Source organism: Muricoccus roseus (assembly GCF_900141905.1).
GTDB lineage: Bacteria > Pseudomonadota > Alphaproteobacteria > Acetobacterales > Acetobacteraceae > Roseomonas > Roseomonas rosea.
The window spans coordinates 119,149-132,673 of record NZ_FQZF01000006.1; the positions used below are offsets into that span (position 1 = coordinate 119,149).

Below are 13,525 nucleotides of genomic sequence, written 5' to 3' on the forward strand. Positions count from 1 at the left end.
GCTGATTCCGTGTCCCTGCGCTTCGGCGGAATCAGGGCGCTGACCGACGTGTCCTTCTCCGTCAGGCGCGGAGAGGTCTTCTCGATCATCGGGCCCAACGGCGCGGGCAAGACCTCGATGGTCAACTGCGTCTCCGGCCGCTACCGCCCGACCGAGGGGCGGATCCTGTTCGACGGGCAGGACATCACGCGCATGCGGCCCAGCCGCCGCGCCGCGCTCGGCATCGGCCGCACCTTCCAGAATCTGGCGCTGTTCGGGCATATGAGCGTGCTCGACAACATCATGGTGGGCCGCCACCACCTGCTGAACTCCGGCTTTCTGCGGGGCATGGTCTACTGGATCGGCGGCGCGCAGCGGGAGGAGCTGGAACACCGGCGCGAGGTCGAGGAGATCATCGACTTCCTCGAGATCCAGCACATCCGCAAGGCGCAGGCCGGCACGCTCTCCTATGGGCTGCGCAAGCGCGTGGAACTGGCGCGCGCCGTCGCGCTGCGGCCGAAGCTCATCCTTCTCGACGAACCCATGGCGGGCATGAATCTCGAGGAGAAGGAGGACATGGCGCGCACCATCCTCGACCTGAACGAGGAATGGGGCATGACGATCCTGATGATCGAGCATGACATGGGCGTGGTGATGGACATCTCCCACCGCGTCATGGTGCTCGATTTCGGCCGCAAGCTGGTCGAGGGCGAGCCGGAGGAGGTGATGGCGCACCCCGACGTGCGCCGGGCCTATCTGGGCGAGGAGGACGCGACCCCGGCCGAGGCGGTGCCCGCATGAACGGCGTCGACGACACGCTGCCCCGCCTCCTCAGGCGGAACGCCCGCGCCCATGGGGCCGAGGTGGCGCTGCGCGAGAAGGACCTCGGGATCTGGCGCGCATTCACCTGGGCGGAATACGAGGCGCGCACGCGTGCCATCGCGCTCGGCCTGCAGGCCTGCGGGGTGGGGGCGGAGGATGTCGTCGCGCTGATCGGCGACAACCGGCCGGACTGGGTCATGGGCGAGATCGCGGCTCATGCGATCGGCGCGCGCTCCCTTGGCCTCTATCGCGACGGGCTGGAGGATGAGGTCGCGAATCTCCTTGCCCATGCCGGCGCGACGGTGGTGATCGCCGAGGACGAGGAGCAGGTGGACAAGCTCCTCAACATCGCGGAGCAGGTGCCCGGGCTCCGGCTCGTTCTCTATTCCGACCCGCGCGGCATGCGGAAGTATTCCGATCCGCGGCTGATGCCGATGGCGGATCTCGTCGCGCGGGGGGAGGCCGCGCACGCCGCCGATCCGACCGCCTGGGACCGGCTGGTGGATGCGACGGATGGCGAGCGGATCGCCGTGCTCTGCACGACCTCCGGCACCACCGCGCGCCCCAAGCTCGCCATGCTCTGCGGCCGCGCCCTGATCCGCCATGCCGAGGCCTATCTGGCCGCCGACCCGAAGGGGCCGGGGGACGAGTATGTCTCCGTCCTGCCGCTGCCCTGGATCATGGAGCAGATGTACGTCTTCGGCTTCGGCCTTGTCTCGCGGATGAAGGTCTCCTTTGTCGAGGAGCCGGAGACGATGATGGCGGATTTCCGCGAGATCGGGCCGAGCTTCGTCCTCTTCGCGCCGCGCGTCTGGGAGGCGATTGCGGCCGATGTGCGGGCGCGCGTGATGGACGCCTCGCCCATGAAGCGGCGTGCTTTTGACTGGGGCATGAGGCTGGGCCTTGCCGCGCTGGAGAAGGGGCGGCGCTCGCGGCTGGCGGACCTGATCCTGTTCCGGGCGCTGCGGGACCGGCTGGGCTTCACCCGCCTGACCTCGGCGGCGACCGGCGGGGCGGCCATGGGCCCGGACACCTTCCGCTTCTTCCAGGCCATGGGGGTGCCGCTGCGCCAGCTCTATGGCCAGACCGAGACGCTGGGCGCCTACACGCTGCACAGGCGGGACGACGTGAACTTCGACACGGTCGGCGCCGCCTTCGACGGCGTGGAGGTGGACATCCACCAGCCCGATGCGAATGGTGTCGGCGAGATCGTCGCCCGGCACGGCCATATGTTCAGCGGCTACCACGGTGTCGAAGGCATCCCGGACATGCGTGAGGGATGGCTGCATACGGGGGATGCCGGCTATTTCGACGGCGCCGGCCATCTCGTCGTGATCGACCGCGTGAAGGATCTGGCCACCACCGCCGCCGGCGAGAAGTTCAGCCCCCAGTTCATCGAGAACAAGCTGAAGTTCAGCCCCTATGTCGCCGAGGCCGTGGTGCTGGGCCATGGCCGGTCGCATCTCGTGGCGCTGCTCTGCATCCGCTTCCCCATCGTCTCCAAATGGGCGGAGCGGAACCGCATTTCCTTCACCACCTATACCGACCTTTCCTCCCGGCCGCAGGTGCTGGAACTCCTCCAGCAAGAGGTGGCGAAGGTGAATGCCACCCTCCCGCCGCCCCAGCGCATCCGCGACTTCGTCCTGCTCTACAAGGAGCTGGATGCGGATGACGAGGAGCTGACGCGCACCCGCAAGGTGCGGCGCGGTGTGATCAACGAGAAATACGGCACGATCATCGACGCGATCTATGCCGGGCAGGAGGCGATCCCGGTGGACACCACCATCGCCTTCCAGGACGGCACGAAGCAACGCATCCGCACGGTGCTGCAGGTGGCCTCCGCCACCCGCCAGAGGGAGATAGCCTGACCATGGAAGGCGCGCTTCTCTTCCAGCTTCTGCTGAACGGCCTCATCGTCGGCGCGCTCTACGGCGTGGTCGCGATGTCCTTCGTGCTCATCTACAAGGCCAGCCAAGTCGTGAACTTCGCCCAGGGCGAGTTCCTGCTGGTCGGCGCCTGGGTGTGCTGGTGGCTGCTGACGGAATGGCAGCTGCCCTTCTGGGCGGGGTTCCTCGTCACCCTCGCCTTCATGACGCTGTTCGGGATCATCCTGCAGGTGGTCGTGCTGCGCCCGCTGATCGGCGAACCGGTGATCAGTGTGATCATGGCGACCATCGGCCTCGGCATCTTCTTCCAGGCGCTGATGAAGTGGATCTTCGGCGTCTTCGCCAAGCCCTTCCCGCCGGTCTTCAGTGCCGAACGCGTTTCCGTGTTGGGGCTGGAGGTGCAGACCGCCTACCTGCTCTCGCTTGGCATTTCGCTGGCCATCATGGCGGGATTCGGCTGGTTCTTCCGCTACTCGCGGCATGGCCTCGCCATGCGGGCGACCGCCTTTGACCAGCAGGTGGCGCAATCCCTCGGCATCTCCGTGCCGCGCGTCTTCGCCATGTCCTGGGCCATTTCGGCCGTGGTCTCGGCCGTGGCGGGAGTCACCGTGGGCATGGTGAACGGTGTCTCCTCCGCGCTGTCGGTCTACGGCATCAAGGTGTTCCCTGCGGTGATCCTCGGCGGGCTGGATTCGATCCTCGGCGCAGTGCTGGGCGGGCTGATCGTCGGCGTGCTGGAGAACCTGGCCCAGTATGTGGACGGGCAGTGGCTGAACTGGGGGAACATGTACCAGGTGGCGCCCTTCTACGCGCTGCTGCTGATCCTCATGGTCAAGCCCTACGGCCTGTTCGGCACCAAGAACATCGAGCGGATCTGACGCCATGACGGTGATGACCCCCGCCGGCGACTTCCGCACGAGCTATCGCGCCGACACGACCATCTTCCCCACACTGGGCAGCCGCGCGGCGCTCTGGGTCGGGATCGCCATCCTGTGCTGCGCGCCGCTGGTGCTGGACCGCTACCTGCTCGGCCTGCTTATCAATGTCGGCACGCTCGGGATCGCGGCGCTGGGGCTGAACATCCTGGTAGGCTTCACCGGGCAGATCAGCATCGGGCACGCCGCCTTCTTCGGCTTCGGCGCCTTCGCCTCGGCCTGGCTGCACGAGCGCTTCCAGATCCCGGTGCTGCTCTGCATCCCGCTGGCCGGGCTGATGACGGCGGCCGTCGGGCTGGTCTTCGGCGCGCCGGCGGCACGGCTGAAGGGGCTTTACCTCGCCATCGCGACGCTCGCGGCGCAGTTCATCCTCGAGGACTTCTTCGCGCGCGCCCAGTGGTTCACGGGGGGTGTGGCCGGGCGGATCACCGAGCCCCCGACGATCGCCGGTTTCGCGTTCGACCGGGAGGAGACCTATTTCTACCTCGTCCTGGCCTTCGTCATCATCATGTTCGTCGGCGCGGCGAACCTCATGCGGACACGGGACGGCCGTGCCCTGATCGCCGTGCGGGACCACTATCTCTCCGCCGAGATCATGGGGATCAATCTCGCCTACTACCGCACGCTCTCCTTCGGGATATCGAGCTTCTATGCGGGGATCGGCGGCGCCCTCTACGCGCATCACCTCCTCTTCGTGAGCGTGGAGGCGTTCAACATCCTCTTCTCCATCCAGTTCCTCAGCATGGTCATCATCGGCGGGCTGGGTTCCATCATGGGCAGCCTGATGGGCGCGGCCTTCATGGTTGCCCTGCCGGAGCTGGTGCAGGCGGGCGCGGATGCCATCGCGGGAAGCTCGCTCGACCGCATGCTGAAGATCGGCGGCAATATCTCCTTCCTGCGGGAGATGGCGATCGGCGCCGCGATCATCCTCTTCCTCATCTTCGAGCCGGACGGGCTGGCGCGACGATGGAGGCTCATTAAGGCCTATTGGAAGCTCTACCCCTATTCGCACTGACCCAATGAGCCGCGCCAAAGCGGCCGAGAGAGGAAGACGGACGATGAAGGCAGCACTCGCACTGGCCGTGACTTTCGCCCTGGCGGCCCCCGCCCTGGCTCAGCAGCGCATTCCTGTCGGGCACCTGATGGACAATTCGGGCGCCACATCCGACGTGGGCGTGCCCTATGGCCAGGGCGTGGCCGATACGCTCGCCTGGGTGAACCAGACGCGGAACGGCATCGCCGGGCGCCAGATGAACGTCCTTGGCTTCGACTACGGCTACCAGGCGCCACGCGCCGTCAGCCAGTACCAGGCGTGGACCGGGCGGGAGCGCGTCGTCGCCATCCAGGGATGGGGCACGGCGGATACCGAGGCCCTGGTGCGCTTCGTGAACCGCGACCGTATTCCCTTCATCTCCGGTTCCTATTCCGCGGCGCTGACCGACGCGGGCGGGAAGTCCGGGCGGCAGGGCGTCGAGGCCTCGCCCTACAACTTCTTCTTCGGCCCCTCCTATTCGGACGCGCTGCGCGGGATGCTGCGCTGGGCGGCCGATGACTGGAAGGCGCGGGGCGGGCAGGGGCGGCCGAAATACGTCCATATGGGCGGCAACCACCCCTATCCGAATTCGCCGAAGGAGGCGGGCGAAGCCATGGCGCGGGAGCTCGGCTTCGAGGTGCTGCCCGCCATCCAGTTCGCCCTCACCCCGGGCGACTACACCGCCCAGTGCCTGACGCTGAAGCAGCAGGGCGCGAACTACGCCTATCTCGGCAACACGGCCGGCTCCAACATCTCCGTCCTGCGCGCCTGCCAGACCGCGGGGGTGCAGGTCCAGTTCATGGGCAATGTCTGGGGCATGGACGAGAACGCCATGAAGGCCGCGGGCAGTGCCGCCAACGGCGTGGTCTTCCCCGTGCGCACCCAGGTTGTGACGGGGCAGGACGCGCCGGGGATGGAGACCATCCGCGCCATCAGCCGCATCTCCGACCCCTCGGGTACTGCCTACCGCCCTGTCCACTACCTCGCCGGCGCCTGCGCCGCGATGCTGATGGTCGAGGCTATGGACACGGCCGCAGCAAACGGCGGACAGGTCACGGGCGAGCGGATCCAGAAGGGCTTCTACGAGCGCGCCAACTGGGTGCCCAAGGGCTTCGAGGGTGTCTGCACGCCGTCCACTTTCACCGCGGAGGACCATCGCGGGACCATGCGCGTGGCCATCTATCGCGCCGTGGTGAATGGCGACACCTCCCAGGGTTCGGTCGCCGAGCTGATGCGCGCGGGCACCATGCGGCTGGAGCCGGTGACCACAGTGGAGCTTGAGCGCAAGCGCGAGCTGCTGGGCTGGTGATGTTGGACACCGCGCAGCACCCGGCCTCCGCCGCAGCATCGGCCGCCGCGCCGCCGCTGCTGGAGGTGGCGAATATCGAGGTCGTCTACAACGACGTCATCCTGGTGCTGCGCGGCCTCTCGCTCGCCGTGCCGCAGGGCGGGATCGTGGCGCTTCTCGGGGCCAATGGCGCCGGGAAGTCCACGACGCTGAAGGCGATCAGCGGCCTTCTGAAAACGGAGGAAGGCGAGGTCACGCGCGGCGAGGTGCGCTTCGCCGGTGAACGCATCGACGGCATCGACCCGCATGACATCGTCCGGCGCGGCATCTTCCAGGTGATGGAGGGGCGCCGCATCGTCGCCGACATGACCTGCCTCGAGAATCTCCGCCTCGGCGCCTTCACGCGCCGGGACAACGAGATCCGCCGCGACATCGAGATGGTCTATTCCTTCTTCCCGCGGCTGAAGGAACGCACCGGCCTCGCGGGCTACCTTTCGGGCGGGGAGCAACAGATGCTGGCCATCGGCCGCGCGCTGATGGCGCGTCCGAAGCTGATCCTCATGGACGAGCCCTCCATGGGTCTTTCGCCGCTGCTGGTGAAGGAGGTGTTCGGCATCATCCGCCGCATCAACAGCGAGCTCGGCGTCACCATCCTGCTGGTGGAACAGAATGCCCGCATGGCCCTCTCCGTCGCGCAGTACGGCTACGTGATGGAGCAGGGAAAGGTGGTACTGGACGGAACGGCGGAGGCGCTGGCCGCGAATGAGGACGTGAAGGAGTTCTACCTCGGCGGCCATGGCGCGGAGCGGAAATCCTTCCGCAACCTCAAATCCTATAAGCGCCGGAAGCGCTGGCTTTGAGCGCCTTCTTCGACGGGCTGGAGACCCGCGCGCCGGAGGAGCGGGAAGCCGCCCTCTTGGCAGGCCTGCCGGCCTTCCTCACCCGGGCCGCCGCCGGATCGGCGCATGCGCGGCGCGTGCTGGACGGCACCGCGCCGGCCGACGTCACCTCGCGCGAGGCGCTGGCGCGCCTGCCGGTGACGCGGAAGTCCGAGCTCATCGGCGCCCAGGCTGCGGAGCCGCCCTTTGCGGGGCTGAACGGCATGCCGGTGGGGCAGCTGGCCCGCATCTTCGTCTCGCCAGGCCCTATCCACGAGCCGCAGGGTCAGGCGGTGGACAGCTTCCGCTTCGCACGCGCGCTGCACGCTACCGGCCTGCGCGCCGGCGACATCCTGCAGAACTGCTTCGCCTATCACTTCACCCCTGCCGGCTTCATGCTGGAGGGAGGGGCCCGGGCGCTGGGCTGCCCGGTCATCCCCGCTGGCACGGGCAACACCGAGGCGCAGGCACGCGCCATGGCGCATCTGCGGCCACGCGCCTATTCCGGCACGCCGGACTTCCTGAAAACGGTTCTGGAACGCGCGGATGAGCTGGGGCTCGACGTGTCGTCGCTGCGCCTGGGCCATGTCTCCGGCGGCGCCTACCTGCCCTCGCTCCGCCAGTTCTACGCCGATCGTGGACTGACGGTCCTGCAATCCTACGCAACGGCCGAATGCGGCGTGATCGCCTACGAGAGCGAGGCGCGCCAAGGGCTGATCCTCGACGAGGGCGTGCTGGTCGAGATCGTGCGCCCAGGCACCGGCGACCCGGCGCCAGAAGGCGAGGTGGGCGAGGTGGTGGTGACGGTCTTCGATGAGGCCTACCCGCTGATCCGCTTCGCGACCGGCGACCTCTCGGCGTTCATGCCCGGCTCCAGCCCCTGCGGCCGCACCAACCGCCGCATCCGGGGCTGGATGGGCCGCGCCGACCAGGCGGCCAAGGTGCGCGGCCTGTTCGTGCGGCCCGAGATGGTGGCGGAGCTGGCACGGCAATGCCCGGGGCTCGGCCGTCTGCGCCTCGTCATTTCGGAAGACCAGGGGCGCGACCGGATGGAACTGCGCGCCGAGGCGGCCGAGGACCCGGCCCTTCGGGAGCGCCTGGCTGCGGCGCTGCATGCCGTCACCCGGCTGCGCGGGGGCGTGGCGCTGGTACCCCCGGGCAGTCTGCCGAATGATGGCAAGGTGGTGGACGATACGCGGCCCCTGCCGGGGTGATTGGGCGCCGCCGGGGGTCTGGGCTGTCGGTCTGTCCCGGGGAGAGAAAGAAGGAATTCTTCCTCTCCCCGGGCCCCTCACCATCATCTTTTTCTTCGAGTTTGGAATCACCGGGCTGACGGTGCGCCTCGGGTCATGGACCCGAGGCGACTGCAAACGCCGGAAGGGCACCCTCAATCAGAGACCCCTTTGATCCCGGGTATCCACGGCAGTCAGACGGGGTTCCAAGGGCCTCGGGCCCTTGGCGGAAAGGGGCGGAGCCCTCATCGAACACCACCCGCCGACCAGGATCACCCCGCCGCAGGCCGGCGCTGCCGGAAGGTGAGGGCCTCTGCGACATGGGGCCGTGCCACCATGGACTCACCCGCGAGGTCGGCGATGCTCCGGGCCACTCGCAGCGTGCGGGTGAAGCCCCGGCTTGAGAGGGAAAGGCGCTCCGCGGCCGTTTCCGCAAGGGCCAGGGCTTCCGGCGCGAAGCCTTCCCGCATGGCCTCCACCGGTGCCTCGGAATTTGTGCTGATGCCCAGGCCCTCGTAGCGGGCGCGTTGGGCCTGCCGGGCGGCGGCGACCCGCGCCGCCACCTCCGCGCTCGTCTCGCCGGTCGGGGCGCGGGCGAGCTCGCGCGGCGGGATGGGCTGCACTTCGATCGTCAGGTCGATGCGGTCCAGCAGCGGGCCTGAGAGCTTGGCCTGGTAGGTCTCGCCGCAGCGGGGCGCGGTGCCGCATTCCCGGGCGGCATCGCCGAGGTAGCCGCAGCGGCAGGGATTCATCGCCGCCACGAGCTGCACGCGGGCGGGGTAGCTCACATGGGCGGCCGCGCGCGCGACCATCACTCGGCCGGTCTCCAAAGGCTGCCGCAGGGCTTCGAGCGCGGGGCGGGGGAATTCGGGCAGCTCATCGAGGAAGAGCACGCCGCGATGGGCGAGGCTGATCTCGCCGGGCCGGGCCTTGGGCCCTCCGCCGGTCAGTGCCGCCTGGGAGGCGGAATGGTGCGGGTCCCGAAAGGGCGGGCGGGGGCTGATGCGCCCCCCTTCCAGCCCGCCCGCGACCGAGCGCACGAGGCTGACCTCCAAGGCCTCGGAGGGAGAGAGGTCGGGCAGCAAACCGGGCAGCCGCGCGGCGAGCATCGACTTTCCGGATCCGGGCGGCCCGACCATCAGCAGGTGGTGCGATCCCGCGGCCGCGATTTCCAGCGCCCGCTTCGCACTTTCCTGCCCGCGTACCTCGGAAAGGCACGGGCCGCGCGCCGCATCGGCCGCCGGGGAGGCGGGGGCAGGGGGCGAGAGAAGCTGGCGCCCCTGGAAATGGGCGATCAGCGCCCGGAGGTCCGGCGCCGCCACGGCTTCCGTGGCCCCGGCCCAGCACGCTTCGGCGCCCTGGGAAGCGGGGCAGACCAGCCCCAGCTCGCGTTCGCCGCAGGCCAGGGCGGCGGGAAGCACCCCCGCCACGGGCTGGATGCTGCCATCCAGCGCCAACTCGCCCATGGCCGCGAAATGCGCGAGCTCATCCGCCGGGATCACGCCCATGGCGGCGAGGAGCCCGAGGGCAATGGGCAGGTCGAAATGGCTGCCCTCCTTGGGGAGATCCGCGGGGGCGAGGTTCACCAGGATGCGCTTGGGCGGTAGCGAGAGCCCGAGGCCCGAGAGCACCGCCCGCACGCGCTCCCGGCTTTCGCCGACGGCCTTGTTGGCGAGGCCGACCACGGTGAAGGCGGGCAGCCCCGTGGCGACCTGCACCTGGACCTCGACCGGAACCGCCTCGACGCCGTGGAAGGAGAAGGTCGTGACGCGGGCGAGGCTCACCCGCGCCACTCACCGAGGAAGCGGGCGAGCAGGCCGCCGATGACATCGACGTTGTACCCGCCCTCCTGGATGATGGCGGTCGGCAGGCCAAGGGCGGCGATGGCCGCGCTCGCGCGGGCGAAGCCATCCTCGGTCACGCGCAGCGCGGCCAGCGGCTCGTCCTCGGAGGCATCGAAGCCGAGGGAGACCACCAGCGCCTCCGCCCCGAAGGCACGGATGCGCGCGATCCCGGCGGCCACCGCCTCGAGCCACGCCACGTCGCCGGTGCCCATCGCCTGGGGCAGGTTCAGGTTGAAGCCGGCGCCGTCGCCCGCGCCGGTCTCGGCCGCATGGCCGACGAACCAGGGGTAATAGGCGTCCGGATCGGCATGGATGGAGACGGTGAGCACGTCCGGCCGCGTCCAGAAGATGCCCTGGGTGCCGTTGCCGTGGTGGCTGTCGATGTCGAGCACGGCCACCCGGGCCGCGCCCGCATCGCGCAACGCCTGGGCGGCGAGGGCCGCGTTGTTCACATAGCAATGGCCGCCGGCCCGGGCCGCATAGGCATGGTGCCCCGGCGGGCGGCAGAGGGCATAGGCGGTGCCGCCCTTCGCGGCCACGCCGGCCGCCGCCAGGGCGCAGCCCCCCGCGGCCTGCGCCGCCTGCCAGGTTCCGGCGCCCACGGGGCAGGCCGTGTCAGCCGTGTACCAGCCCGCCTTGCCCACGGCTCGGGTGGAGGGGCGGGCCCCCTGGGCCAGCATCTCCGGCGAGGGATGGATGTTCGAGACGATCTCGGGCCCGGCGCCAGGGATGGTGGCCCATTCGGCCGGTCCGTCGCGCAGCCAGTCCAGATAGTCCGGCGCGTGGACGCGCTCGAGCGCGGCGCGCTCGGGCAGTGCCGGCGCTTCCGCGGTGATGCCGAGCGCCTTCAACCCGCCGCGCAGGGCGGCCGCCCGGGCCGGCACCTCGAAGTTCGGGCGCAGCACGCCGCGCATGAGGAAGAATTGCGGCGCATGCGCGGATTCCAGCGGGTGATCGAAGGCTTGCATGGAGGCCGACCCTATGGGCCGCCCAGGGGCTTGTCCACGCGCGGCGCGCCCCCTGTCTCGACACCCGGCGCCGAGGGAGTAGCCTGCGCGCCTTCCACCCGACCAGGACGACCCGATGCCCCCTCTCGACCCCGGTGCCAAGCGCGCGATCCTGGATGCCGTGACGGCGCTGGAGGGGGGGGCGATCGAGCGACTCGCGGCGCTCGTCCGGTGCGACTCCACGCTGGGCAATGAAGCCGGGGCGCTCGACCTCATGGCGGCGAATTATGAGTCGCTTGGCCTTTCCGCGCGCCGCGTGCCGACCGACCCGGAGGCGCTGAAGGACCATCCCGGCTTCTCGCCGCCGCTGATCTCCTACGCCGGGCGCGACAATGTCGCGGCCATTCATACCCCGCGCGAGACGAAGGGCCGCAGCCTCGCCCTGCAGGGCCATGTGGACGTGGTGCCGGAGGGCGCGGCCGATCTCTGGATCACCCCGCCCTATGAGCCCTCCATCCGGGATGGCCGCATGTACGGCCGGGGTGCGGGCGACATGAAGGCGGGCATCGTCTCCTACCTCACGGCCTTCCAGGCCCTGAAGCTGGCTGGGCTGCAGCCCGCCGCCTCCGTGCAGATGCAGGCCGTGATCGAGGAGGAGTGCAGCGGCAACGGGGCGCTGGCCACCATGCTGGCCATGCCGCGCACGGATGCGGTGGTGATCCCCGAGCCCGGGCCGGGGCTGGCCGCGATCTACTCGGCCGAGGTGGGCGTCGTCTGGGCCTGGGTGACGGTCACGGGCCGCCCGACGCATGTGCGGGACATGCATGCGGGCATCAATGCCATCGAGGGGGCGATGAGCATCGCGCGCCGCTTCAAGGACTATGAGAACGAGCGGAACCGCGCGGAGAACATCCATGCGGCCTTCCGGGGCGTGAACCATCCGGTGAACGTCAACCTCGGTACGGTCGAGGGCGGCGAGTGGAACTCCTCCGTCCCCACCCGCGCGCGGATCGGGCTGCGCGTCGGGGTGATGCTCGGCTACAGCGCGGCGCGGACCAAGGCGGATATCGAGCGCATCGTGTCCGAGGCCGCGGCCGACCCGGCGCTGCGCGGCACCCAGGTGAAGCTCGAGTTCAAGGGCTTCATGGCCGATCCCTGCGCCTTCGATATGGAAAGCGAGATCTGCCAGCTCGCCCGTCGCTCCTATGCCGAGGTGTCGGGCGGCGAGCTGCGCGAGTATCCCGCGACGGGCCTGACCGACGGCCGCTTCTTCACCCTCTACCAGGACACGCCGGTCGCCTGCTTCGGGCCGGACGCTCAGGAGATCCACGGCATCGACGAAAGCGTCGGCCTCGCCTCCATGCACAACATCACCCGCAGCATCGCGCTGCTGATGGCCGAGTGGTGCGGGGTGGAGAAGGCGGCGTGAGCACCGTCCCGCGCAACATCCCCTTCTCCGGCGCGCGCCTGTGGGATTCGCTGATGGAGATGGCCCGCATCGGCGCCACCCCGAAAGGCGGCTGCAACCGGCAGACCCTGACGCCGCTGGACGCCGAGGGGCGGGCACTGCTCGCGCGCTGGGGCAGGGAGGTGGGGCTGACCCTCACCACGGATCGCCTCGGCAACATGGCGCTGCTGCGCCCGGGGCGCGATCCGTCCCGCCGCCCCGTCGCCATCGGCAGTCATCTCGACACCCAGCCGACCGGCGGCAAGTTCGACGGCGTGCTGGGCGTGCTGGCCGGGCTCGAAGTGATGCGCGCCCTGCATGAATCCGGGACCGAGACGGAGGCGCCGCTCCTCCTCATCAATTGGACGAATGAGGAGGGGGCCCGCTTCTCGCCGCCGATGATGGGCAGCGGCGCCGCCATGGGCGCCTTCAACGAGCAGCAGGTGCTGGACACGCGGGACCCGGAGGGTGCCCGCTTCGGCGAGGCGCTGGAGGCCATCGGCTGGGCCGGGCCGGAAGACCCGGCGGCGCTTCGGAACCTCGAAGCCTATTTCGAGCTGCATATCGAGCAGGGGCCCGTGCTGGAGCGGGAGGGGATCGATGTCGGCGTCGTCACCCATGCGCTGGCCCAGCAATGGTTCGACGTGGTGGTGACGGGCGAGGAATCCCATGCGGGCGGCGCCATGTCGCACCGGCACGATGCGCTCGTGGCCGCCTCGGTGCTCATCCGGGCGCTCGAGTCCATCGCGCTCGGCGCAGGCGGCGACGGGCGCGCGACAGTGGGGCGCATCGCCGTGGAGCCCTCCAGCCGCAATGTCGTGCCCGCCGTCGCGCGCTTCAGCGTCGACCTCCGGCACGGGGACGAGGTGGTGCTGGACGCCATGGCCGCCGCGCTACGCGACAAGGCGGCCGCCGTCGCGGAGGAGCGCGGCGTCTCGGTGGAGGTCACGCCCTTCTGGGCCTTTCCGCAGACCGGTTTCGACCCGGTCCTCGCCGAGCGCCTGCGGGTCGCCGCGCGGGCCCGGGGCATCTCCTTCCGCGACATGCCGACGGGCATCGGCCATGATGCCGTCTATGTCGCCCGGCAGGTGCCGGCGGTGATGATCTTCAGCCCCTGCCATGGCGGCATCAGCCACAACGAGGCGGAGAGCATCACGCCGGAATGGGCCGAGGCGGGGCTGCTCGTCCTGGCCGATGCGGTGGTCGCCACCGCTGGCATCGCGAGGTCCTGAGC

11 protein-coding genes are annotated in these 13,525 nt (G+C 69.7%); 9 read left to right on the plus strand and 2 right to left on the minus strand.

Features of this window, described 5'->3' with window-relative positions; genetic code table 11:
* Window positions 1–9: 9 nt before the first annotated feature.
* From BUB97_RS06570 to BUB97_RS06600, 7 genes are read left to right on the plus strand one after another with little or no spacing between them, the layout of a single operon-like run.
* Window positions 10–780, plus strand: coding sequence for an ABC transporter ATP-binding protein (locus BUB97_RS06570; protein ID WP_338141773.1), 771 nt, complete (start codon window positions 10–12; stop codon window positions 778–780).
* On the plus strand, window positions 777–2,669 hold the full coding sequence (locus tag BUB97_RS06575; RefSeq protein ID WP_073132860.1) for an AMP-binding protein: 1,893 nt from the start codon (window positions 777–779) through the stop codon (window positions 2,667–2,669). The genes BUB97_RS06570 and BUB97_RS06575 overlap by 4 nt, the downstream gene beginning before the upstream one ends.
* A gap of 2 nt (window positions 2,670–2,671) precedes the next feature.
* The gene (locus BUB97_RS06580; protein ID WP_073132862.1) at window positions 2,672–3,565 is read left to right on the plus strand and encodes a branched-chain amino acid ABC transporter permease; all 894 of its coding nucleotides are present in this window, start codon (window positions 2,672–2,674) and stop codon (window positions 3,563–3,565) included.
* A 4-nt stretch (window positions 3,566–3,569) separates the two neighbouring features.
* Window positions 3,570–4,637: a branched-chain amino acid ABC transporter permease gene (locus BUB97_RS06585; RefSeq protein WP_073132864.1), complete on the plus strand. Its 1,068-nt coding sequence runs from the start codon at window positions 3,570–3,572 to the stop codon at window positions 4,635–4,637.
* Between the two features lie 43 nt (window positions 4,638–4,680).
* Window positions 4,681–5,964 (plus strand): ABC transporter substrate-binding protein, encoded by a 1,284-nt coding sequence (locus BUB97_RS06590; protein ID WP_073132866.1) that lies wholly within the window; start codon window positions 4,681–4,683, stop codon window positions 5,962–5,964.
* The gene (locus BUB97_RS06595) at window positions 5,964–6,803 is read left to right on the plus strand and encodes an ABC transporter ATP-binding protein (RefSeq protein WP_073132868.1); all 840 of its coding nucleotides are present in this window, start codon (window positions 5,964–5,966) and stop codon (window positions 6,801–6,803) included. The genes BUB97_RS06590 and BUB97_RS06595 overlap by 1 nt, the downstream gene beginning before the upstream one ends.
* Entirely contained in the window at window positions 6,800–8,035 is a 1,236-nt protein-coding gene (locus BUB97_RS06600) for a phenylacetate--CoA ligase family protein (protein ID WP_073132870.1), read from the plus strand. The genes BUB97_RS06595 and BUB97_RS06600 overlap by 4 nt, the downstream gene beginning before the upstream one ends.
* Before the next feature lie 290 nt (window positions 8,036–8,325).
* Here BUB97_RS06600 and BUB97_RS06605 read toward each other — a convergent pair whose 3' ends face one another.
* Window positions 8,326–9,837 carry a YifB family Mg chelatase-like AAA ATPase gene (locus BUB97_RS06605; protein WP_073133029.1) on the minus strand — a complete coding sequence of 504 codons (1,512 nt, stop codon included), beginning with the start codon at window positions 9,835–9,837 and terminating at the stop codon, window positions 8,326–8,328.
* Window positions 9,834–10,865: a histone deacetylase family protein gene (locus BUB97_RS06610; RefSeq protein WP_073132872.1), complete on the minus strand. Its 1,032-nt coding sequence runs from the start codon at window positions 10,863–10,865 to the stop codon at window positions 9,834–9,836. The genes BUB97_RS06605 and BUB97_RS06610 overlap by 4 nt, the downstream gene beginning before the upstream one ends.
* A gap of 115 nt (window positions 10,866–10,980) precedes the next feature.
* Between BUB97_RS06610 and BUB97_RS26770 the strand changes: the two genes are divergently transcribed.
* Entirely contained in the window at window positions 10,981–12,273 is a 1,293-nt protein-coding gene (locus BUB97_RS26770) for an ArgE/DapE family deacylase (protein WP_073132874.1), read from the plus strand.
* Window positions 12,270–13,523, plus strand: a complete 1,254-nt coding sequence (locus tag BUB97_RS06620; RefSeq protein ID WP_073132877.1) for a Zn-dependent hydrolase — start codon at window positions 12,270–12,272, stop codon at window positions 13,521–13,523. Before BUB97_RS26770 ends, BUB97_RS06620 begins: the two co-directional genes overlap by 4 nt.
* The last annotated feature ends 2 nt before the right edge of the window (window positions 13,524–13,525 follow it).

Bases quoted from the DNA above. Each gene is read 5' to 3' on its own strand.
- BUB97_RS06575 (WP_073132860.1), top strand. From the start codon at position 777: ATGAACGGCGTCGACGACACGCTGCCCCGCCTCCTCAGGCGGAACGCC.
- BUB97_RS06580 (WP_073132862.1), top strand. From the start codon at position 2,672: ATGGAAGGCGCGCTTCTCTTCCAGCTTCTGCTGAACGGCCTCATCGTC.
- BUB97_RS06585 (WP_073132864.1), top strand. From the start codon at position 3,570: ATGACGGTGATGACCCCCGCCGGCGACTTCCGCACGAGCTATCGCGCC.
- BUB97_RS06590 (WP_073132866.1), top strand. From the start codon at position 4,681: ATGAAGGCAGCACTCGCACTGGCCGTGACTTTCGCCCTGGCGGCCCCC.
- BUB97_RS06595 (WP_073132868.1), top strand. From the start codon at position 5,964: ATGTTGGACACCGCGCAGCACCCGGCCTCCGCCGCAGCATCGGCCGCC.
- BUB97_RS06610 (WP_073132872.1), bottom strand. From the start codon at position 10,865: ATGCAAGCCTTCGATCACCCGCTGGAATCCGCGCATGCGCCGCAATTC.
- BUB97_RS26770 (WP_073132874.1), top strand. From the start codon at position 10,981: ATGCCCCCTCTCGACCCCGGTGCCAAGCGCGCGATCCTGGATGCCGTG.